The sequence below is a fragment of the Aureisphaera sp. genome, assembly GCF_059726885.1.
In genome coordinates this window covers 1,208,527-1,229,178 of record NZ_AP041051.1, presented here as the reverse complement: position 1 = coordinate 1,229,178, position 20,652 = coordinate 1,208,527, and the positions used below count along the sequence as shown (strand labels likewise).

Genomic DNA, 20,652 nt, shown 5'->3' with positions numbered 1-20,652 from the left:
TGATTGATTTATTCCGTGCGAAGTGATTTAACAGGATTAGCTGTGGCGGCCTTAATAGCTTGGAAACTTACTGTAATCAGAGTGATAATGAGTGCGCCTGTACAAGCAATGACAAACACATCCCAACCCACAGATGTTCGGTAAGGAAATTTTTGAAGCCAATTGCTCATTACATAATAAGCCAATGGAGAGGCTAGTACCAAGGCGATGATAACTAAGGTGATGAAGTCTTTCGAGAGGAGTAACCACAACTGACGAATGGAAGCACCCAAAACTTTACGCACACCGATTTCTTTAGTGCGTTGTTCTGCCACATAGGACGCCAAACCAAACAAACCTAAACAACTTATAAAAATGGCCAATAGGGTGAAGACTTTTGAAAGGCTTGCAATACGTTCCTCAGCCCTGAACTTCTTTCCGTACTCTTCATCTACAAATTGATAGGCAAAGGGTATGTTAGGAAAATTGGCTTTAAAGGTGCTTTCAATTAATTCTAGATTCTTACTAACACTATTCTTGGGATTTAGGCGAAGATTGTAATAGGATATATTGCCATACCTTTCAAAAGTATACATGGCTTGTTTCACCGGGGTGTATGGAGATTGCATAATCATATCATCTATTACACCAATGATTTTCATAGGTTCTGCTTCCGCATCTTCATTTTCATATCCTATCAATTTACCAACAGGGTTCTGAATCTGCATATATTCCACCGCGGTTTTATTGAGGATAACTGCATTGGAATCTGTGGCAAATTCACGGGAAAACCCTCTTCCATCAATTATATTCAACCCAAGGGTTTCAACAAAATCATAATGAACAGAGGTATAGGCAAAATCTTCTTGAAAACCTTCAGGTTTGCCTTCCCATTTATAACCGCCTCTGTTCGACCAAATTTGGGTTGTAGGACTACTCATGGCAGTCATTTTTATCGCGCCACCAGAAGCGATGAATTGTTCACGCATCAAGTCCTGCTTACCCACAAATTCTGTACTCATTACTGGAAGCTGCACGAGTCCTTCTTTATCATACCCCGTAGGTCTGTCCTTACTAAACTGAATCTGATTCATGACAACCAAAGTGCCTATTATCAGAGCCACAGAGATGGTAAATTGTGCAACAACAAGTACTTTTCTGGGTAAGGACGAATTACGACCCGCTTTAAATGTGCCTTTTAACACGGAAACGGGGTTGAAGGATGAGAGATAAAGAGCAGGATAACTACCGGCAAGAATTGCTGTAAATAGCACGAAAATTAAAGTTGCCAGCCAGAAAAAACCATTGGTCCAAGGGAATATAATTTCCTTACTGGCCAGATTATTGAAACCATTTAATGAAATCAAAACAATACCCACGGCAAGGACAAAAGCCAACAACACGATGATAAAAGATTCTGTCAAAAACTGAAAAATAAGTTGCCCTCGATGCGATCCAATGGATTTCCGAATTCCAACCTCTGTGGCCCTTTTTTCGGAGCGTGCCGTACTTAGATTGATGAAATTGATACATGCTAAAAGAAGGATGAAAATACCAATGATACCAAACAACCAGACGTTTTCAATTCGACCTCCTGTTTGCTTTCCGTTTTCCCAATCACCCTTCAGATACCAATCGTTCATTGGAAACAAGAAAATTTGAGGATTAAATTCAGCTTCTTCTGGGGAATTTCTTTTTTTGATGTCCAGGATTTTGGCAGAAACCTCCTCCATGGAGGTGTTTTCATTTATTTGGGCGAACATTTGAAAAGAGTTGTTCCCCCAACTATCTTCGGCATTTTTAACCCATTCCTCTGTCGCTACATAAAATTTCCATGGCATTAAATAATTTAATCCGTTGAAGGAATTGTTCTCCGGCAAGTCTTCATAGATAGCTGTCACCTTGGCTAGGTTGGCATTGTTTATTTTCACCATTTCCCCAATGGGATCCTTGTCGCCAAAAAGTGTTTTGGCGGTCTCTTGTGAAAGTAAGATCGAATTCGATCCTTCCAAGCTGTTTTTGTCTCCCTGTATAACATTAAGCTCAAGCATTTCCACAGCACCCTCTTGCATATAATTCCCAGAAACATTGATATTCTTGTCTCCATAGCTTATATATCTGGTGAAGTTCCATGATGACATGATAAGATGCTCGAAGTTATCTGAGAACTCCTCGCGCATGGCAAATTCTAAAGCTCGTGGAATCGCCGGGCCTGTTCCAGTAACGTTATTGGACGACTCATGCTGAAAAACCTGCGCTATGGTCGCTTTCTCATTAAAATAGCTGTCGTAATTTAATTCATCAAATATCCATAGACTGATGAGGATAGTGGCGGCCATACCAATTGCCAAACCTGAAATATTGATGAATGAATAGACCTTGTTTTTAAATAAATTTCTGAATGCTATTTTGAAATAATTTTTAAGCATGATTTCTATGAATTACTGTTCGTTGTTTTGAATGGTTTGGAGAAAAACTGCGATATAATTATGGTGATTCGTTCTATACCGATGTGCGCTCCAATTCTTGATTGATGAAATTTTTCATTAGGCCAAAATATTTTCAGTAACCTTCTGACCGTCTAACATTCTTATGATACGATGACTGTACTTAGCGTCATGCTCACTATGTGTTACCATGACTATGGTGGTGCCTCCTTCATTGAGATCAATTAATAAATCCATTACTTCATTTCCGTTGATACTATCTAGATTTCCTGTAGGTTCATCTGCTAAAATGAGCTTGGGGTTATTTACTACCGCTCTAGCTACTGCAACGCGCTGTTGCTGCCCACCGGAAAGTTGTTGTGGAAAGTGGTTTCTTCGATGCATGATTTGCATTTTTTCGAGAACCGCTTCCACTTTCTTTTTACGTTCTGCAGGTTTAACCCCAGTGTAGATTAATGGAAGTTCAACATTTTCGAATACGGTAAGCTCATCGATGAGGTTAAAACTTTGGAAAACAAATCCTATGTTGCGCTTTCTCAATTCTGAACGTTTGCGTTCATTATATCCTGAGACCTCTTCTCCGTTAAATTTAAAGCTGCCGCCATCAGAATCATCGAGTAAACCTATGATGTTTAATAAGGTGGATTTTCCGCAACCTGAAGGACCCATAATGGCAACAAACTCTCCTTCTTTAACTTCAAATGACAGTTTATTCAAGGCAATGGTCTGTACCTCTTCAGTACGATAAAATTTCTCTAGATCTTGTATTTGTATCATCGTTATGATTTTTTGATTGTGTTTTATTTTAATATCAATTCTTCTACGTCTCCATACGAATCGTAACTCGATGTTACCACCTTGTCACCAGGAAGTAAGCCTTCAAGCACTTCATAATACTCTGTGTTCTGACTGCCAAGTCTTACGTCAACCCTGTAAGCTGAGTTGCCATCTTCACTCACTTTAAACATCCAGTTTCCGCCAGTTTTCTGAAAGAACCCTCCTTTGGCAACCAGTAGTGCTTCTTTCTCTGCGCTTAATGCTACACGAATCTGTAGGTTTTGCCCTCTTCTAATACCTTCTGGGGTTTCACCATCAAATTTCATATCTACTTGAAATCGACCATTAGTGACTTGCGTAAATACTTTTTTAATTACCAAGGTGTAGGCTTTGTTGTTCAGTGTAAAAGTTCCTATTTGTCCATTATAAATTCGAGAAATGTAATGTTCATCAATATCAACCCTTACCTTGTAGCCAGTAGTTACGTCTACTTGACCTAGGCGTGTTCCCTTGGTAATGGATTGACCTATCTCAGCGTCTAACGAGGTTAATTGTCCATCTATTGGAGCGCGCACAACTAGATCACCTACTTTTTTGCGCATAAGCTCCAGGGCACTTTGGGTTCTGGCGTATGAATCCCTGGCCTGACCGATTTCTAGTTTAGAAGAAATAGAATCTTCGGACAATACTTGCTCTGCCAATTTCATACGTTCGAGCTGGTACTCGTAATTATTTTTCGAAGATTCATAATCCTGTCTGCCAATGGCGCCTTTTTCATGAAGCCTTTCATTGAGTTCGTACACACGTTTCGCTTCTATAAGCCCATTCTCCACATCTGTGAATTGATTCATTCGATTGATGGTATTTTGACGTGCCTGATTCTGGGAAATCTGCATTTGGGTTAACAAATTATACACTGAAGTTTCCTGATTGATTAGACTTAATTCCAGATCAGTGTTTGATAGTCTCAAAATAGGTTCCCCCTTCTTCATCATTGCGCCATCCTCAACGAAGATCTCTTCTACTCGGCCACCTTCTAAGGCGTCGAGATAGATGGTAGTAACTGGAAGTACAATTCCGCTGACGGGAATGTTCTCTTGAAAAACATCATTAGAAACTGTATGTATCGAGATACGCTCTTTATCAACATTCAGCTTTGAACCCCCAGAAGTCTTTACAATAACAAAAACAATTAAGGCAACGAGCAACGCAATACCTCCATAGAGTCCTAATTTTTGGTTTGAAAACTTTTTCTTTTCAATTGGTACATCCATTTTTTTAATTCGTTTTGACATTATATAGTGGGAATAGCGTACCAAAAACTTATTTACTTGACAATCAAGTGATTATGAATTTTATAAAAAAAAGAAGTGTTCGGTTTTGATACACCTTGTGTTCAAAAATGTACACCACTAGGTGTCACAAACTTCTAATCTTTATGTCTTTACCTCTTGAGTAGAAAATCGTAATATTGTATAATGATCTTGAAAAATGCCAGCATACTTGTTGTAGATGATGATTCAGATGTACTCATGGCATTGCGACTACTGCTTAAACCTATGGTAAAAGATGTAGTTACGGAAAGGAACCCCAATAACATTACGGCTTTAATTCAGAGAAATGCATTCGATATCGTTATTCTGGATATGAATTTTAGCGGTTTGGTGCATACCGGCAATGAAGGGATCTATTGGTTGAATTCCATAAAAAATGTAAAACCAGAGATCGCAGTCATTCTCATGACAGCTTATGCAGACATTGACTTGGCAATCAAAGGGCTCAAGGAAGGTGCGGCAGACTTTTTTGTGAAGCCTTGGAAAAATGAAAAAATAATTGAGACGATCACGACCATTCTCTCTAAAAAAAGGTCTACTGATCAAAAGACGCAAGGGTTGCAACCTTCAGGCACAAAAATCATAGGTGATAGTGGGGTAATGCAGGATGTCTTTGTAAAACTCAATAAAGTGGCACCAACAGATGCCAACGTCCTCATCTTAGGCGAAAATGGTACGGGTAAGGACTTAATTGCAAGAGCACTTCACGATAGTTCGAATCGAAGGGATAAGCCCTTTGTGAAGGTCGATGTGGGAGCATTGACAGCTTCCCTTTTTGAAAGTGAATTGTTTGGTTACAAAAAAGGTGCTTTCACAGGAGCTTCCGAAGATCGGGAAGGTCGCTTTGAAGCCGCAAATGGCGGAACATTATTTTTAGATGAGATTGGGAATATTCCTTTAGGTCAGCAAGTAAGACTGCTTACTGTTTTGCAGAATAGACAAGTGACCCCATTGGGTTCTAATATTGCCATTCCTATAGATATTCGGCTGATTTGTGCTACCAATGTAGCTCCAGAAGCCCTTGCCGATGAGAAGAAATTTAGAAAAGATTTGATTTATAGGATTAATACAGTGGATATCATCATTCCGCCGTTGAGGGATCGAGGCACTGATATCACTGAGTTAACACATTATTTCGTTTCCCTTTATGCAGAAAAGTACAATAAGGGAGGATTCAAACTTGGTTCTAATTTCATAAAAAAATTGAAAACTCACGATTTTCCGGGTAATGTAAGAGAGCTTCAGTATGTATTGGAGCGTGCTGTAATTATGGCCGATGACAACGTCTTGGAAGCGGAGGATTTGGTATTCTCTTCCATCGAAAGATCGACGAAATCCAAAAGCTTTGAGACTTCAAGTTTAAACCTGGACGATATAGAAAAAAATGCCATTCTCACTGTACTGGAAAAGCACAAAGGGAACGTTTCTAAATCTGCAAAAGAATTGGGCATTACAAGAGCTGCCTTGTATAGAAGATTAGATAAGTATGAACTATAAAGGCTACATCTTAAGACTCTATTTTAGAATCTTTGTATTAGTCGGTCTCATCCTTGCCTTGGGTTACAGCATTTATGTTGAGAATACATTGTATGCGATTCTGGCGGGAGTGTTGTTATTGTACCTAATTGTTGACACCTACACTTTCGTAAAACGCCGATTCGTAGCCATGGATGATTTTTTTGAAGCGGTGAAATACAGGGATTTTTCGCGTTGGTTCCCTGAAGATAGAGGCCCAAAAGACATTCGCTTTTTATACACAGGCTTTAATGAAATAAACCGAACCATCAAGGAAATTAATGCGCAAAACCAAGCACAATACGTCTATTTGCAAAAGATCCTAGAGATGGTCGATATCGGAATCATCGCCTATAATCTGGAGTCTGGCGATGTGTTGTGGAGCAATGATTCCTTTGGTGATATTTTAGATTTACCTTCCTTTAAGAACATACGTTTTGTAGAGAACAGAAAACCTGAGTTGTTCAATACCGTTTTTGAAACCTATCACAGAGAGCCGGATTCTGTAGCAATTGCATTACAGAACGAACGTATAAAGATTCTAATTTCAGATACTGTATTTCAAGTAGATGATGATGCATTCAAGCTTATTGTAATTCAGAATATAGAGGATACCTTAAATAAAAATGAATCTGAATCATGGAAGAAGTTATTGAGTGTCATGACACATGAGATCATGAACTCTATTGCACCTATATCTTCGCTTGCCGATACGCTTCAATCTAACGTAGCACATGCCATTCAAAATTCAGATGAACCATTAGAATTGAATGACCTGAACGCTGGTATTCGTACGATTAAAAAAAGGAGTGAAGGCCTATTGCAATTTGCAAAAACGTATCGCAGTTTGAACAAGGTAACGAAGCTAAATCTGCAAAAAGTACGAGTCACTGAATTGTTTGAGAATATTCAGTTATTGATGGCGCCATCCATTGAGGCAAAGAATATTTCAGTTGAGTTTAATGTGTCGGGTTCTCGATTAGAACTGGATATAGACGCCTATCTCATCGAACAAGTGATGATTAACCTAATCCTAAATGCGGTAGATGCTTGTAAACATAAGGAAGATGCACAAATTAAAGTATTAGCCTCACAAAGCCGGAATAGGGATGTAGTTATAAAAGTTTATGATAACGGTTCCGGTATTCCCCAGGATATTTTAGAAAACATCTTTGTGCCTTTCTTTACGAGTAAGGAAACAGGTAGTGGCATTGGCCTAAGTCTGTGCAAGCAGATCATGATGCTACATAGGGGTAGGATATTGGTAAAAAGTATTGAAGGTGAAGGAACGGTTTTTAGTTTGGTGTTTTAGCGGGAGCTTTATTTTTTACAAAGCCCTTGAATTTGACTCCAAATCATATAAAAGAAAAAACCCACTCAAAATGAGTGGGTTTTGTTTTGCTCCTCCACACCTCGGTTGCGCTCAGCATAAACTTCTCGTCCAAGTTTTCTAATTGGTTTTAGGATAGTTTATTTGATGTAGTGTTTCCCTTAACATCAATTTCAACATTCTTTTGCCTTGACTGGTCTTAAGATATTTTTCCCTGCGCATGGCGTCCTTTTTGCTGAGATAGAATTCACAAAAAACCAACCTTAGTGGTATTCTTTTAGAGGTACTTATTGTTTTTCCTGCATTATGATCTCTAAGTCGTTTCTCAATATTGGTAGTAAACCCATGATACAGAAGAAGATCGTTTTCACTTTGAAGTACATATACGCAAAAGGGAAGAATCATAAATTATACAAACAAAAAACCCCTAGTAAAACTACTAGGGGTTGGGTTTTCTCTCGCAGCAAAGTAGAACTTTGTTCACTTTGCCGCAATAAAGCGAGCTCTGCTCTACTTTATTGCTCCTCCACTTGGACTCGAACCAAGGACACCCTGATTAACAGTCAGGTGCTCTAACCAACTGAGCTATGGAGGAAGGTTTAATTCCTTTTAAGCGGATGCAAATATAAATTAATTTTTATCTGCGCAAAAAAGAAATTTATATTTTTTTACTTCGTAATGGCCCTGTAAATATCATTTCCGTTTGCAAAAAGCAATAGTGCAATCAACAAAAAGAAACCAACTACCTGTGCATACTCCATAAATTTGTCTCCAGGTTTACGCCCAGTCACCATTTCCCAAAGTAAAAACATAACATGCCCACCATCTAAAGCAGGAATGGGCAATAAGTTCAATACCCCTAGCATGATGGATAGGAAGGCCGTAATACTCCAGAATGCTTCCCAACTCCAGAAGTCAGGAAATATATCATAAATGGCCTTGAAACCACCTATACCTTTATACGCTTTAGTGCTTGGATTAAAGATTTTCCTTAATTGGTTCCCATACCAAGCGAACTTTGCAGTGAATTTGTTCCACCCTACACCAAAACTCTCCAAGAAGGTATATTCCTTGCGAACCACTTTGTAATAACCCATTTCTTCGAATTTCTTGGGGTTTTGTTCGTATAGAACTCCCAGCGTCCCTTCCTTACTGACGTTAAGGGTAACTTCTTTTTCGTTGCCATCATTTACAAATGTGGCAGCGATGGTTTGTCCCTTGGCATTATTCAATACCGCCAACAATTCATCATAGTATTCAACAGGCGAACCATTCACTTTCCTCAAATGATCGCCTTGAACCAAGCCCGCATTTTTATTTGCAGAAGAGTCTGGCACTGCTGCAACTATAAAAGGGATTCTTAGATCGAAAAGCCCTTGATCACTAGTTTCACTTAAACGTCCTAAAAAGTCTTCAGGAAGCGTAATGGATTGTTCAACTCCATTGCGTTTTATGGTCACCTCGTCCGCAACGATGAACGCATTTCTAATATCAGAATAGTTCTCATATGCTTCCCCATCTATGGATACGAACTCATCACCGGTTTGAAAACCAATATCCTCCAGGGTTGTATTCTCAATATGCAGTCCAGATTTTAGACTACTGGTTGCAACGTCTGTATCCCCGTAAAATGCGGAGGCAAAAATATAAATGAGTAGGGCCACAATGAAGTTAACTATGACACCTCCAAGCATAATAATTAGACGCTGCCATGCCTTTTTACTTCTAAATTCCCAAGGCTTGGGTGGTTCGGCCATCTGTTCTTTGTCCATGCTCTCATCGATCATTCCAGATATCTTAACGTATCCTCCCAAAGGAAGCCAGCCAATACCATAAACGGTTTCCCCAATCTTCTTCCTAAAAAGTGCATACTTTATATCGAAGAAGAGGAAGAACTTCTCCACACGGGTCTTAAAAAGGCGTGCAGGAAGAAAGTGCCCAAATTCATGTAAAACAATGAGCAGGGAAAGGCTCAATAGAAATTGGGATATTTTTATAACGATTTCCATATTCTAGTCTCAAAAATTGAACGACAAAAGTAACTGAAACTGGGCGGTTAAAAAAATTAATAAAACCCCATAACCACTCTATTAGAAAAGTTTTAACGCTTCACGGGAGCACAATACTTTTTTAGATGGTAATTTTGCAAAAAAATACAGATGCTTCGGTTCTTTGCTAAATATAAATTTTTCGCCCTTGTACTGGCAGGATTGTCTGTCATTATCATATATGGAATGTATACGGCATTGAGGCCAGTTCCGAAACTGAAGGTGTATCAACCTTCCGAAATCGATCCTGTATTGGTCGATTCTACCCTTCAGCATGTAAAAAAATACCATACCATTTCAGATTTTTCCTTAGTGAACCAAAATGGAGCAGAGATAACCCAAGAGGATTATGACGGTAAAATCTATGTGGCCGACTTCTTCTTTACGACCTGTCAGACCATTTGTCCAATTATGACCGATCATATGAGGGAGATTCAGCAGAAGCTATCAAAAGACAAGGATGTCCTGCTATTGTCCCACACGGTAACCCCAGAAATAGATACGGTTGCGCAATTGAAGAGATATGCTTTAGAGAAAGGTGTGGATGATGAAAAATGGAACTTGGTTACAGGAGATAAGAAGCAAATTTATGATTTGGCAAGGAAGTCCTATTTGGTGGTTAAGGATATTCCCGGGATCGATACCTATGGCATGATCCATACAGAGAATTTTGTGTTGGTGGATACCCAAAGGAGAATCCGGGGGCTTTATGATGGTACCGATCCGGAGGAAATTCAGCGACTCTTGGAAGAAATTGAAATTCTAAAGAAGGAAAAGAAATCATAGATAGCATCCCAAAATGAATCCAGGAAAATACTTTTACCATTCCACAATTTTCCATTACATTTGCATTGTTTAAAATCAGTCTAAATAAGAAACATGCCCACCATTGCTCATCTTAAGAAAGGGGAACGTGCCATAATCAAGGAGTTTTCCATTGATTTGGTCCCTTTAAAGCTATTGGAAATGGGCTGCCTTCCAGGAAATGAAGTGGCATTGGTGCAAACCGCACCTTTTCACGATCCTCTTTATCTCAATATAAACGGAAGTTACTTAGCCATTCGAAAAGATACTGCAGCACAGATTGAAATTGAATTGATTCCCTAAGTATGGCCAAACAGTTTAATGTTGCACTAATTGGTAACCCAAACACGGGTAAAACCTCCGTTTTTAATAGACTTACAGGTCTCAACCAAAAGGTAGGGAATTATCCTGGGATAACTGTAGAGAAAAAAGAAGGTATTTGCAAGTTAGAAAGGGGTGTACGAGCTCATATTCTGGATTTACCCGGGACCTATAGTCTTAATGCCTCTTCACTCGATGAAAATGTGGTCATTGAGTTGCTGCTAAATAAAAACGATAAAGACTATCCCGAAGTAGCGGTAGTGGTTTGTGAAATTGAAAACCTGAAAAGGAATTTATTACTGTTTACCCAGATAAAGGACTTGGGAATTCCTACGATCTTGGCGATCAATATGTCCGATAGGATGAAACGGAAAGCGATTTCGTTGGATATTGAAAGGCTCGAAGAACGACTGGAAACCAAAATTGCACTCATTAGTTCGAGAAAGAACACAGGGTTTGATGAGCTAAAGAACCTCATAGCCAATTATAAACAGATCTCGACCAAACCATGTTTGGACGCTTCGGCCATTGCTCCCGAATATTTTGAAAGCCTTAAAAAAACCTTTCCCAATCAGGATCTATATAAGCTGTGGTTGGTTATAACGCAAGACGTTAATTTCGGGAAACTGGATAGAAATGAGTTTAAGGGAGTAGGTTCTTTCAAAACGGAATCTAAAAGCAATTTAAAGCGCTTACAGCAAAAGGAAACCGTAAAGCGGTATCAATTTATAAATGAGGTGCTCAAGGAATCCTTAACCATAGATACAGCGAATGCCAAGGATTTTAGGAGTCGATTAGATCGTATCCTAACACACAAAGTATGGGGTTATCTTATTTTCTTTGGGATACTTCTGCTCATATTTCAAGCCATATTCGATTGGAGCACCTACCCAATGGACTTTATTGACGTGTCATTTGCATCGCTTAGTGAATGGGTAAAGGAGACCTTACCCCCGGGTGATTTTACCAATCTCTTGGCCGAAGGAATTATTTCTGGATTAGGGGGTATAGTTATTTTTATTCCTCAGATAGCCTTTTTGTTTCTCTTTATTTCCGTACTGGAAGAAAGTGGATATATGAGTCGTGTGGTTTTTTTAATGGATCGCATCATGCGGCGATTCGGATTGAGTGGAAAGAGTGTGGTGCCGCTTGTATCAGGGACTGCTTGTGCTATTCCCGCTATCATGGCCACCAGGAATATTGAAAATTGGAAAGAACGCCTTATAACCATTTTAGTAACACCATTCACCACTTGCTCAGCCCGCCTTCCTGTTTATTTAATTATCATTTCATTGGTGATTCCCGAAGAACGGGTACTAGGTATTTTTAGTTTGCAGGGTCTTACTCTAATGTTTTTATACCTGCTGGGCTTCGGAGCCGCTATTTTCTCAGCCTATTTGCTGGACAAGATACTCAAGATTAGAAGCAGAACGTTCTTTGTGATTGAAATGCCCAACTATAAGGTTCCCATGCCTAAAAATGTATTAATTACTGTAGTGGAGAAAACAAAGTCTTTTGTGTTGGGAGCGGGAAAGATCATTTTAGCAATATCCATTATTCTTTGGGTGTTAGCTTCGTATGGTCCGGGCGACTTTAACAATGCAGAAGAGATTGTAAGACAAGAAAATAGCAGTTCCTCTTTAACAGAGGAGGAAATGGATACCAAGATTGCATCCTATAAACTGGAAAAATCATATATCGGTATTCTTGGTAAAGCCATAGAACCTGCTGTGGAACCGTTAGGCTACGATTGGAAAATTGGAATAGCGATCGTAAGCTCATTTGCCGCAAGGGAGGTATTTGTTGGAACCTTAGCGACTATTTATAGTGTGGGCAGTGAAGAAGAGGAAACCATAAAGAACAGGATGGCGGCCGAGATAAATCCAATTTTGGGGACACCAAGATTTAATTTTGCCAGCGGGATCTCACTATTATTATTTTATGCCTTTGCGATGCAATGCATGAGTACACTCGCCATTGTTAAGAGGGAAACCAATAGTTGGAAGTGGCCCATGTGGCAGTTAGGGGTTATGACCATTATCGCTTACGTAGTTGCCTTAGGTGCTTACCAAATTTTAAATTGATATCTTTAACGTATGCAGACCATTTTAGTTATTATCACTTTTTGTCTTGCTACAGGTTTCTTGCTCAAGAAGTTTGTTTGGAATCCCATTTTTGAAACCCGCCAAAAAACTACAGGTACCTTAGACGGGGAAAAAACCAAATGTGGAAATAAAGACTGCGGTTGCCATTAACTAGCTTCCTTCACAAATAAGCAAGGTGTAAGGTTCTTTTTCCTTACCATCCTCAGGATATGGATTCAGTGCCATTACCTTAATGAAATAGTTGTCCTTTTTGAAAAAGGTCTTATTCTTGGAAGATGCTTCATTGGCTCCAAGAGTAATCTCTTTTGTAATGGTATCTTTTCCCTTTTCCGAAATCATCACCTCAATGCGAGCCTGTCCAGCCCACATGCAATTTACATATTTAGGGCAACGGGAGTCTTCCAATACCTTTACAAAAGTAATGGATACCTCACCAAGCGTGACTGTTTCATCTATGTCCATTTTAATCCCAATTTGCGGGGTGGAAGCTTTGTCATCCTGTGCCATAAGTAATGTTGGAATTAATAAAACCAAAATGTATAGATACTTTTTCATGGTATAATCAATGTATGTATAAAGGTAATGGAAAAACCGTGCCAATAATCTGTTATCCCCTGAAAAGGAAGAAGTCGTCTTTCATGGGTTCTATCTTCTCGTCCTTATTCGTAATAATGTATTCCAAGGCCAATTCTGTAAATTCCCGACCCTTTTCAGTGAGGGATACCACATGGTCTTCAATGGAAACCATATTGTTCTTTAGAGCCAATTCAACAACCGTTTTAGAACGTACTTTTTGCCAGTTGATGTGTTCATTGAGGTGATTAATATGCCGTTCACTTACATCCTGGTGATTGTTGAGGTGCAATAGGAAGGTAAGTAACGAAACTTCGGTGCGTTGTTGTTTCTGCCTGTAGAGTACAGATATTAGTCCTTTTTTGGGCGCAAACAAATAAACTCCAAGAAAGACCAATCCCAATACGGTAGTCATGGCACCAGAAATCGAAGCATCCATTAAGTGGGCAGCCCAATACCCGATGAGGGCAGAGGCCATTCCGAATACAATAGATAATGCGAGCATTTTCTTCAAATCACTCGTTAATAGGTAAGCTGTTGCCGCTGGGGCAATCATAAGCGCTACGACCAAAATGGCACCCACTGCGTCAAAAGCCCCAACAACTGTAATGGATGAAACGGACATGAGCCCGTAGTGCATAATAACAGGCGAGATTCCCAATGCCGAAGACAAACCTGCATCGAAAGTGCTAACTTTTAGTTCCTTGAAAAACAGAAAAAGTAGCGTTAGGGTACAAAGCAGAATGATGCCCATAACCCAAAGTGATTTGGGTCCTACATCTGCACCAAATAACAACAAACGATCAAAAGGGGCAAAGGCTAATTCGCCCAACAACACTGCATCTACATCCAAATGAACATCATTGGCGTTTTTGGCAATTAGGATGACCCCAATACTGAAGAGAGCTGGAAAAACAAGGCCTATGGCCGTGTCTTCCTTAACTAGACCCGTTTTCTGAATGGCCTCAACCAATACTACGGTTATGACGCCTGTAATTGCTGCCAAAAGGATAAGCCAAGGAGAGTTAAGGTCATGGGTAAGAAAGAATCCCAGTACAATACCCGGTAAAATGGAATGACTAATGGCATCACTTATCAGAGCCATTTTTCTTAGCACTAGAAACACTCCTGGAATGGCACAGGCGATAGCTACTACCACTGCTATAAGTTGTATTTCAATTTGTGGTGCGTTCATCTGAAAATTGCTGGTTGAATAAATTCTCTGCCCGATGAAAACCTTCGGGTGTCATGGCCCATTGTTGCCCGGTAAGGGTAATCCAATCCTTCTCCTCAAGTTTCTGAAGGGTTTTTCTCGTAAATCCCTGAAAGTTATTGAGGATTTTTATGGCATGCGGGTGTTCAATGTTTTCATGGGTTACCGCGATACTGTGCATAAATTGCAATGTCTTTTGAAGTTTTAGATCCCTTCTGTTCTTACGAAATCGCAGTTGACGAAATAGAATTCCCCTGCCCGGTGAAAAAATGAACGAAAAAATAACAAACACGGCTGCCACTAACACAATAACAGGTCCAGTAGAAAGGTTGTTCTGGGATGCACTAATTGCTGTTCCGAAAACCCCGGAAAACGCACCGAAAATGGCTGCCAAAAAAATCATCGTACTCAATTTATTGGTCCATTGTCGCGCAGCAGCAGCAGGAGCCAATAACATGGCGCTCATAAGCACCACTCCAACGGTTTGAAGGCCGAGTACAATGGCCAAGACAATGAAAAAGGTTATTAGGATGTCAATAAACCGCACATTGAAACCCAAAGTTTTTGTGAAATCAGCATCGAATAACATGATTTTGAATTCTTTCCAAAACAATAATAGCACCACAAGACAAATACCCGTAACGGAAGACATAAGAATCACATCTTTTTCGACCAATGTAGCGGCCTGACCGAAAAGATATTTGTCAAGCCCCGCTTGATTGGCATTGGGCTGCTTCTGAATAAAAGTTAGTAATAGCATTCCAAAACCAAAGAAAAGGGATAGGATGAGCCCAAGTGCTGTATCTGTTTTAAGGTGGGTTTTGGTGATCATACCACGAATCCAAAAAGTACCAATGAGACCACTTATTAGTGCTCCCAGCAAAAGAATGTTGGTATCCTTAGCCCCCGTAATGAGAAAGGCCAATGCGATACCAGGCAATGCAGCATGTGAAATGGCATCCCCCAAGAGACTTTGTTTACGCAATACCGCAAAACTTCCCAGCATACCACAAATGGCTCCTAATACCGCAGTTCCCAGCGTTATGGTGCGAAGGGTGTAATCGGAGATTACCAGTTGAAAGTATTCACTTAATGACATGATGTTGTCTACTTGCTAATCGCTACTTTGTAATTGATCCCATAGGTTTTTGTAAGGTTATCATCATTAAAGATTTCCTTTACGGGCCCAGTGGCAATTTTTTTAACATTCAGAAAAGTAACCCAGTCAAAATATTCCGGGACGGTTTGCAAATCATGATGCACCACCACCACCGTTTTACCTGCTTTCCGAAGTTCCTTTAATATATTTATAATGGCTATTTCCGTGGTGGCATCTACTCCTTGAAAAGGTTCGTCCATAAAATAAATGGAGGCATTTTGTACTAAGGCACGAGCCAGAAAAACCCGCTGTTGTTGTCCTCCACTTAATTGACTTATCTGCCTGTTTTTAAAGGACAACATACCTACCTTCTCAAGGGCTTCCAAAGCCACTTTTTTCTGCTTGGCACCGGGGCGTTTTATCCAGCCCAAACTGCCATACGTTCCCATCATTACAACATCCAATGAAGTAGTAGGGAAGTCCCAATCTACACTGCCCTTTTGCGGGACATAAGCAACCAGTTTCCGCTGTTTTTCATAGGGTTTTCCGTAAATGGAAACGCTTCCAGCAATAGGATCTATGATCCCCAGGATGGATTTAATAAGTGTGGATTTTCCTGCCCCATTGGGTCCTACGATAGCCATAAGGACACCCTCGGGAATAAACAAATCGATATCCCAAAGTACTGGCTTATAGTTATAAGCTACGGTAAGGTCATCTACTTGTACGGCTATCTTTTCCATTTATTTTAGTTCGTCTACTATGGTGTTCACATTGTATTGAAACATACCGATGTAGGTTCCTTCTTCTGTATCTGGACTTCCGAGGGCATCACTAAACAATGATCCCCCTATTTTCACGTCAAATCCCTTCGATTTTACAGCTTCCTGTAGCGCTTCGATGGTTCTTCTAGGCACAGAACTTTCAACGAAGATAGCCTTCACCTGCTTTTCAATAATGAAATTGGAAAGGCGTTGCACATCTTGCACACCGGCCTCTGTAGCCGTAGAAAGTCCCTGTAATCCTACGACTTCAAAATCGTAGGCGGACCCAAAATAATTAAAGGCATCGTGAGCTGTCACTAAAATCCGTTGCTCTTTTGGAAGGGAAGCGATCTTGGCTTCCACGGCTATCTTAAGATCATCTAATTTGGCCAAATATGCCGTTTCGTTCTTCACATAATTCACGCTATTTTCTGGGTCTTTCTCGGCTAGTGTAGCGGTAACTTGGCGGGTAAATTCCTTGAAATAATCGATATTAAACCATACATGTGGGTCATAATTGGATGCAAAATATTCGGACCCTATAAGGCCCGACTTATCCAATGCTTCACCAAGGGCAACTTGGGTTTTGGTTGGACTTTCCATTTTTTCGAATACTTCTACCAATTTTCCTTCCAAATGAAGCCCATTGTAAAATATGATATCTGCATTGTATAGTTTAGAAACATCCCCTTCACTGGCTTTATATAAGTGAGGGTCTACACCTGCACCCATAAGTCCATCTACTTCAATGTTATCACCCCCTATGTTTTTAACTAGATCCGTAACCATGGTCGTAGTTGTTACTACCTTCAACTTTGAGGTTCCGTCGCTTTCCTTGCCTTTACAATTCAATAGGAGTAAACTTAGGCACGCAATGTATAATGTCTTTTTCATCATATTTTATTTAGGGATTCGATAACTGGCCCCAACAGAAAGCAATAGATCCTGTCCTTCGGTAAAACTAGTGCCCACAGTAGCATCCAATTGAAGATTGTTCTTAACCAAGTAGGTAAGTCCTGCATCCCATAAATGATTTGCCTTATTGTCCTCTGGAAAATCGCCATATACTTCGGCATACAGTCCAAACCTGTCCGAAATACTGTATCCATATGCCAAGGTGTAGATGTAGGCAATTTCTGGGGAATCATTCCCCCATTGAGCCCCAATGTTATAGGCAATGCTTGAACTTTCGGAGAGGGTATGATCAAAGGAAAACCTAAAATCTGCCCCAGTGGTTTCCGGGCGATAGTCTGACGAGGCACTTAATGGAAGGAAGACATGGCCTATAAGCCCAATAGTGGGCAACCAGCCTTCTTCTTGGGTTATATTTACCTTCATCCCCGCCAATAATGGAGAGAATCCGCTTTGTACATCATCCAATTTGTTGCCTCCTATAGAAGTGCGTCCTTCTTCAAAGTTCCATCCCAGTCGCAATTCGAAATTTTCGAGCAAACCGTAACGTAAGAGAGTGGTATTGTAACCCAAAACCTCTTGTTTAACATTATCCTTTTCAAAAGAGGTGTAAAATGCGCCGGTTTCAATCTGTAAGGAACCCAATGGAACTGTAGAAGGTGCTTCCGTAGCATCTGGGCGATCCGTAATAAGCTCCGGTTCGCTGTTAAGCTCATCATCTTGGGCAAGTACCTGAAAAGTACAAGCCAGAAAGAAGAGCACACTAAATAGTTTGGTTGGTTTCATATTATGTTGTCTGGATATATAAATTTTCGGCTGTTTTCTTCGATATAAAAAATTGATCCCGACCTACTTGTATGATCATGGATCCGTCGAAAAACTCCTTCCCAAGCACCGTAAGTTTTGTGCCTATGGTAATCTTCCTTTTATCTAGGTACTGAAGAAATTCACTGCTGGTTTCTTTTACGCCCACACAAACCCCTTTTTGTTTTTTGGTCAGTTCGGAAAGCAGTTTCTTTTCAGTTTTCTTGACGTTTCCATTTTTGTCGGGGATAGGATCGCCATGAGGGTCAAAATCGGGATGGCCCAGAAATTTGTCCAATCGTGTAATGAGCTCTTCACTATGAATGTGTTCCAATTGCTCAGCAATTTCATGTACCTCATCCCAGTGAAAGTCCAGTTTATCCACCAAAAAAACTTCCCACAAACGATGTTTGCGAATTACCCCGGCTGCCGTTTTTCGTCCTTTGGAAGTAAGCGTAGTTCCTTTGTATTTTTTATAGGAAAGCACTCCTTTTTCTGCCAATTTCTGAACCATATCGGTTACAGATGAGGGCTTGGTGTCCATTTTATCGGCAATGGAATTGGTGCTTACACCACCTTTCACATCTTGCTCCAAGTGGTAAATGGCTTTCAAATAGTTTTCTTCAGCTAATGAATACATATGACAAAGGTAAACATATTTTTTGATTCATATATATAAAATATTTAGTCTAGCCTAAAAATAGAATCAAAAGAAAACCCCTACTGTAATGTAAGGGGTTCAATTTATTGTGTTTTTACTAGGTCCTGCCAACGTTTGTCGGCCTCTTTTTGCAATTGTTCCGATCCTTCGTCATTCCATTTTTCCAAGGTATTTACTCCCCAACTATTGTAAAACAGATAGAGTTTTCCGTCGGTAATAACGAAAGTCTTTGGATTTACCCCTACTTTTTCACCTTTCTTGGCAATGGCATAGGCACAGTATCCTCCATATTGAGGGATATATTTGTCTGGACTGTCTTGAAATATTTTTAGGTTTTCCTGAGAGGCAAACTTATAGCGCACGCCTTCATGCGTATGTGAAAACTGTTTATCTCCCTTTTGGGGATTGTCCTGAAAGTAGGAGACCACATCATATCCTTCTGCGGCATAATTGTTTTTAAGGTTTACATGATCTTGAGCCCATGTAACAGTACTTACGGCAAAAACAGCTAATACTAAAATTAATTTTTTCATGCCCTTTTAGTAGTGTAAAAGATGTAATCCTTACTTAGATACTAAAATCCTTTTTCTTTTTGAAGTTGTTCATAGGCCTCTTGAACTTTCCTGAACTTTTCTTCAGCACCTTTGGTGTAGGCCTCATCCATATGGCGAAGCTTGTCGGGGTGGTATTTCTTAACCATTTCACGGTAGGCTTTTTTGATCTCCGAGACGGATGCAGTTCGTTCGATTTCAAGGATTTTATAGGCACTATCCGGATTTTTGAAAAACATCGCTTTAATACTTTCAAAATCACGCATCTGAATTCCCAAATACAATCCAATCTTATGTATTTCCTGGACCTCTGGCTGAGAAACATGACCATCTGCATTCGCAATGCTGAAAAGGAAATGAATCACTTGCAACCGCGATTCATAACGCATGCGCTGTTTTAGTAGCTGCGCAATGTTCTGGGCTGAGATCTCACGCTTTTTAATAACCTCATTAAAAACTTTGAAGGTCGCATTGGCTCGCTCCTTACCATAGGCCTGCACAAAATATTTTCGAACGTAATCCAATTCTGTTTGGTTTACGTTACCGTCTGCCTTAATAACAATAGAGGCCAGTGAAAGAAGATTTAATTCGAAATCTGCTGGCGTTACCTTATCCCTTGTTTGACTGAATACAGTACGTCTTCGGGGGCGCGTCTTTCCAGCATTCATATTGTCGAATATACTTCCCAATACGAACCCAATGATGGCTCCTGGAAATCTAAAGAAGGAATAACCTAAAACTGCGGCAAGCCAACGAATCATTCTTTTTGCGAATTAAAGTGGTAAAAGTACATTTTTCTTGGAGAGTGCCGCTGGCGTTTTCAGTAGCAAGAAAACAAAAGTCACTTTATCAACTCTTTAACGTTTACCATCCAAATCCTTGTCCTTTAAATTAGTTATCTTTGCATTCTAATTGTTACACATTTAAAACAGATATATATGTATCCACCAGAGTTGGTTAAACCCATGCGAGAAGATCTAACCAATATCGGTTTTTCCGAATTGTTTACTGCCCAAGATGTAACCGATGCACTTGCTAAAGAAGGCACTACCTTGGTAGTTGTTAATTCCGTATGCGGATGCGCAGCAGCCAATGCACGTCCTGGCGCAAGAATTTCTTTGCAAAATGCCAAAACCCCTAATCATCTGGTAACCGTGTTTGCTGGAGTAGATTTTGAAGCTGTAGATGCAGCTAGGGCGCAAATGGTACCGTTTCCTCCAAGTTCACCTTCCATGGCACTTTTTAAGGATGGGGAATTGGTGCATATGCTAGAACGTCATCACATTGAAGGAAGATCGGCCGATTTGATCGCTGAGAACCTGAAAGGTGCGTACGACGATTATTGTTAAGACATAATTTTTTCGAAATAAGAAACCGTCCTATTAGTTTGGGGCGGTTTTTTTTATTTTTGAAGT

The 20,652-nt window shown here is 40.0% G+C and carries 20 protein-coding genes and 1 tRNA gene; 6 read left to right on the top strand and 15 right to left on the bottom strand.

The window, feature by feature from the left end:
* Positions 1-8 precede the first annotated feature (8 nt).
* The 3 genes from AC6JAD_RS05505 to AC6JAD_RS05495 form a co-directional block, all read right to left on the bottom strand.
* A complete protein-coding gene (locus tag AC6JAD_RS05505; RefSeq protein ID WP_461302143.1) occupies positions 9-2,408 on the bottom strand; it encodes an ABC transporter permease in 2,400 nt (799 codons plus the stop codon).
* A gap of 117 nt (positions 2,409-2,525) precedes the next feature.
* The gene (locus tag AC6JAD_RS05500) at positions 2,526-3,203 is read right to left on the bottom strand and encodes an ABC transporter ATP-binding protein (RefSeq protein ID WP_461302144.1); all 678 of its coding nucleotides are present in this window, start codon (positions 3,201-3,203) and stop codon (positions 2,526-2,528) included.
* A gap of 23 nt (positions 3,204-3,226) precedes the next feature.
* Positions 3,227-4,477: an efflux RND transporter periplasmic adaptor subunit gene (locus AC6JAD_RS05495; RefSeq protein ID WP_461302145.1), complete on the bottom strand. Its 1,251-nt coding sequence runs from the start codon at positions 4,475-4,477 to the stop codon at positions 3,227-3,229.
* Positions 4,478-4,681: 204 nt separating this feature from the next.
* Here AC6JAD_RS05495 and AC6JAD_RS05490 point away from each other — a divergent pair, with 204 nt between their 5' ends.
* On the top strand, positions 4,682-6,034 hold the full coding sequence (locus AC6JAD_RS05490; protein WP_461302146.1) for a sigma-54-dependent transcriptional regulator: 1,353 nt from the start codon (positions 4,682-4,684) through the stop codon (positions 6,032-6,034).
* Complete coding sequence (locus tag AC6JAD_RS05485) at positions 6,024-7,364, top strand: sensor histidine kinase (protein WP_461302147.1); 1,341 nt, start codon at positions 6,024-6,026, stop codon at positions 7,362-7,364. Before AC6JAD_RS05490 ends, AC6JAD_RS05485 begins: the two co-directional genes overlap by 11 nt.
* Positions 7,365-7,502: 138 nt before the next feature.
* Here the strand turns inward: AC6JAD_RS05485 and AC6JAD_RS05480 are convergent, their stop codons facing one another.
* The 3 genes from AC6JAD_RS05480 to rseP form a co-directional block, all read right to left on the bottom strand.
* The gene (locus tag AC6JAD_RS05480; RefSeq protein WP_461302148.1) at positions 7,503-7,787 is read right to left on the bottom strand and encodes a GIY-YIG nuclease family protein; all 285 of its coding nucleotides are present in this window, start codon (positions 7,785-7,787) and stop codon (positions 7,503-7,505) included.
* Positions 7,788-7,903: 116 nt separating this feature from the next.
* Positions 7,904-7,977, bottom strand: a tRNA-Asn gene (locus AC6JAD_RS05475).
* Between the two features lie 73 nt (positions 7,978-8,050).
* The gene (gene rseP / locus AC6JAD_RS05470; protein WP_461302149.1) at positions 8,051-9,391 is read right to left on the bottom strand and encodes an RIP metalloprotease RseP; all 1,341 of its coding nucleotides are present in this window, start codon (positions 9,389-9,391) and stop codon (positions 8,051-8,053) included.
* Between the two features lie 150 nt (positions 9,392-9,541).
* On the opposite strand from rseP, the gene AC6JAD_RS05465 reads away from it, so the two are divergent.
* The 3 genes from AC6JAD_RS05465 to feoB all read left to right on the top strand — a co-directional run bounded on the left by AC6JAD_RS05465 (position 9,542) and on the right by feoB (position 12,639).
* A complete protein-coding gene (locus AC6JAD_RS05465) occupies positions 9,542-10,216 on the top strand; it encodes an SCO family protein (protein WP_461302150.1) in 675 nt (224 codons plus the stop codon).
* A gap of 93 nt (positions 10,217-10,309) precedes the next feature.
* Positions 10,310-10,537: a FeoA family protein gene (locus AC6JAD_RS05460; protein WP_461302151.1), complete on the top strand. Its 228-nt coding sequence runs from the start codon at positions 10,310-10,312 to the stop codon at positions 10,535-10,537.
* 2 nt (positions 10,538-10,539) lie between these two features.
* A complete protein-coding gene (gene feoB, locus AC6JAD_RS05455) occupies positions 10,540-12,639 on the top strand; it encodes a ferrous iron transport protein B (RefSeq protein ID WP_461302152.1) in 2,100 nt (699 codons plus the stop codon).
* Positions 12,640-12,810: 171 nt separating this feature from the next.
* Here the strand turns inward: feoB and AC6JAD_RS05450 are convergent, their stop codons facing one another.
* The 9 genes from AC6JAD_RS05450 to AC6JAD_RS05410 form a co-directional block, all read right to left on the bottom strand.
* Complete coding sequence (locus AC6JAD_RS05450) at positions 12,811-13,215, bottom strand: hypothetical protein (RefSeq protein ID WP_461302153.1); 405 nt, start codon at positions 13,213-13,215, stop codon at positions 12,811-12,813.
* Positions 13,216-13,267: 52 nt separating this feature from the next.
* Positions 13,268-14,428: a metal ABC transporter permease gene (locus AC6JAD_RS05445; RefSeq protein ID WP_461302154.1), complete on the bottom strand. Its 1,161-nt coding sequence runs from the start codon at positions 14,426-14,428 to the stop codon at positions 13,268-13,270.
* The gene (locus AC6JAD_RS05440; RefSeq protein WP_461302155.1) at positions 14,409-15,545 is read right to left on the bottom strand and encodes a metal ABC transporter permease; all 1,137 of its coding nucleotides are present in this window, start codon (positions 15,543-15,545) and stop codon (positions 14,409-14,411) included. The genes AC6JAD_RS05445 and AC6JAD_RS05440 overlap by 20 nt, the downstream gene beginning before the upstream one ends.
* A gap of 8 nt (positions 15,546-15,553) precedes the next feature.
* Entirely contained in the window at positions 15,554-16,288 is a 735-nt protein-coding gene (locus tag AC6JAD_RS05435) for a metal ABC transporter ATP-binding protein (RefSeq protein WP_461302156.1), read from the bottom strand.
* Positions 16,289-17,203, bottom strand: coding sequence for a metal ABC transporter solute-binding protein, Zn/Mn family (locus AC6JAD_RS05430; protein WP_461302841.1), 915 nt, complete (start codon positions 17,201-17,203; stop codon positions 16,289-16,291).
* 6 nt (positions 17,204-17,209) lie between these two features.
* Positions 17,210-18,007: a transporter gene (locus tag AC6JAD_RS05425; RefSeq protein WP_461302157.1), complete on the bottom strand. Its 798-nt coding sequence runs from the start codon at positions 18,005-18,007 to the stop codon at positions 17,210-17,212.
* A gap of 1 nt (position 18,008) precedes the next feature.
* Positions 18,009-18,665 carry a metal-dependent transcriptional regulator gene (locus AC6JAD_RS05420; RefSeq protein ID WP_461302158.1) on the bottom strand — a complete coding sequence of 219 codons (657 nt, stop codon included), beginning with the start codon at positions 18,663-18,665 and terminating at the stop codon, positions 18,009-18,011.
* 104 nt (positions 18,666-18,769) lie between these two features.
* Positions 18,770-19,219 (bottom strand): YHS domain-containing (seleno)protein, encoded by a 450-nt coding sequence (locus AC6JAD_RS05415; protein ID WP_461302159.1) that lies wholly within the window; start codon positions 19,217-19,219, stop codon positions 18,770-18,772.
* Positions 19,220-19,260: 41 nt separating this feature from the next.
* The gene (locus AC6JAD_RS05410; protein WP_461302160.1) at positions 19,261-19,998 is read right to left on the bottom strand and encodes a TerB family tellurite resistance protein; all 738 of its coding nucleotides are present in this window, start codon (positions 19,996-19,998) and stop codon (positions 19,261-19,263) included.
* Between the two features lie 177 nt (positions 19,999-20,175).
* Between AC6JAD_RS05410 and AC6JAD_RS05405 the strand changes: the two genes are divergently transcribed.
* Positions 20,176-20,586 carry a BrxA/BrxB family bacilliredoxin gene (locus tag AC6JAD_RS05405; protein ID WP_461302161.1) on the top strand — a complete coding sequence of 137 codons (411 nt, stop codon included), beginning with the start codon at positions 20,176-20,178 and terminating at the stop codon, positions 20,584-20,586.
* Positions 20,587-20,652 lie beyond the last annotated feature (66 nt).

Coding starts and splice junctions, on each gene's coding strand:
- AC6JAD_RS05505 (WP_461302143.1), bottom strand. CDS start 2,408: ATGCTTAAAAATTATTTCAAAATAGCATTCAGAAATTTATTTAAAAAC.
- AC6JAD_RS05500 (WP_461302144.1), bottom strand. CDS start 3,203: ATGATACAAATACAAGATCTAGAGAAATTTTATCGTACTGAAGAGGTA.
- AC6JAD_RS05495 (WP_461302145.1), bottom strand. CDS start 4,477: ATGGATGTACCAATTGAAAAGAAAAAGTTTTCAAACCAAAAATTAGGA.
- AC6JAD_RS05490 (WP_461302146.1), top strand. CDS start 4,682: ATGATCTTGAAAAATGCCAGCATACTTGTTGTAGATGATGATTCAGAT.
- AC6JAD_RS05485 (WP_461302147.1), top strand. CDS start 6,024: ATGAACTATAAAGGCTACATCTTAAGACTCTATTTTAGAATCTTTGTA.
- AC6JAD_RS05480 (WP_461302148.1), bottom strand. CDS start 7,787: ATGATTCTTCCCTTTTGCGTATATGTACTTCAAAGTGAAAACGATCTT.
- rseP (WP_461302149.1), bottom strand. CDS start 9,391: ATGGAAATCGTTATAAAAATATCCCAATTTCTATTGAGCCTTTCCCTG.
- AC6JAD_RS05465 (WP_461302150.1), top strand. CDS start 9,542: ATGCTTCGGTTCTTTGCTAAATATAAATTTTTCGCCCTTGTACTGGCA.
- AC6JAD_RS05460 (WP_461302151.1), top strand. CDS start 10,310: ATGCCCACCATTGCTCATCTTAAGAAAGGGGAACGTGCCATAATCAAG.
- feoB (WP_461302152.1), top strand. CDS start 10,540: ATGGCCAAACAGTTTAATGTTGCACTAATTGGTAACCCAAACACGGGT.
- AC6JAD_RS05450 (WP_461302153.1), bottom strand. CDS start 13,215: ATGAAAAAGTATCTATACATTTTGGTTTTATTAATTCCAACATTACTT.
- AC6JAD_RS05445 (WP_461302154.1), bottom strand. CDS start 14,428: ATGAACGCACCACAAATTGAAATACAACTTATAGCAGTGGTAGTAGCT.
- AC6JAD_RS05440 (WP_461302155.1), bottom strand. CDS start 15,545: ATGTCATTAAGTGAATACTTTCAACTGGTAATCTCCGATTACACCCTT.
- AC6JAD_RS05435 (WP_461302156.1), bottom strand. CDS start 16,288: ATGGAAAAGATAGCCGTACAAGTAGATGACCTTACCGTAGCTTATAAC.
- AC6JAD_RS05430 (WP_461302841.1), bottom strand. CDS start 17,203: ATGAAAAAGACATTATACATTGCGTGCCTAAGTTTACTCCTATTGAAT.
- AC6JAD_RS05425 (WP_461302157.1), bottom strand. CDS start 18,007: ATGAAACCAACCAAACTATTTAGTGTGCTCTTCTTTCTGGCTTGTACT.
- AC6JAD_RS05420 (WP_461302158.1), bottom strand. CDS start 18,665: ATGTATTCATTAGCTGAAGAAAACTATTTGAAAGCCATTTACCACTTG.
- AC6JAD_RS05415 (WP_461302159.1), bottom strand. CDS start 19,219: ATGAAAAAATTAATTTTAGTATTAGCTGTTTTTGCCGTAAGTACTGTT.
- AC6JAD_RS05410 (WP_461302160.1), bottom strand. CDS start 19,998: ATGATTCGTTGGCTTGCCGCAGTTTTAGGTTATTCCTTCTTTAGATTT.
- AC6JAD_RS05405 (WP_461302161.1), top strand. CDS start 20,176: ATGTATCCACCAGAGTTGGTTAAACCCATGCGAGAAGATCTAACCAAT.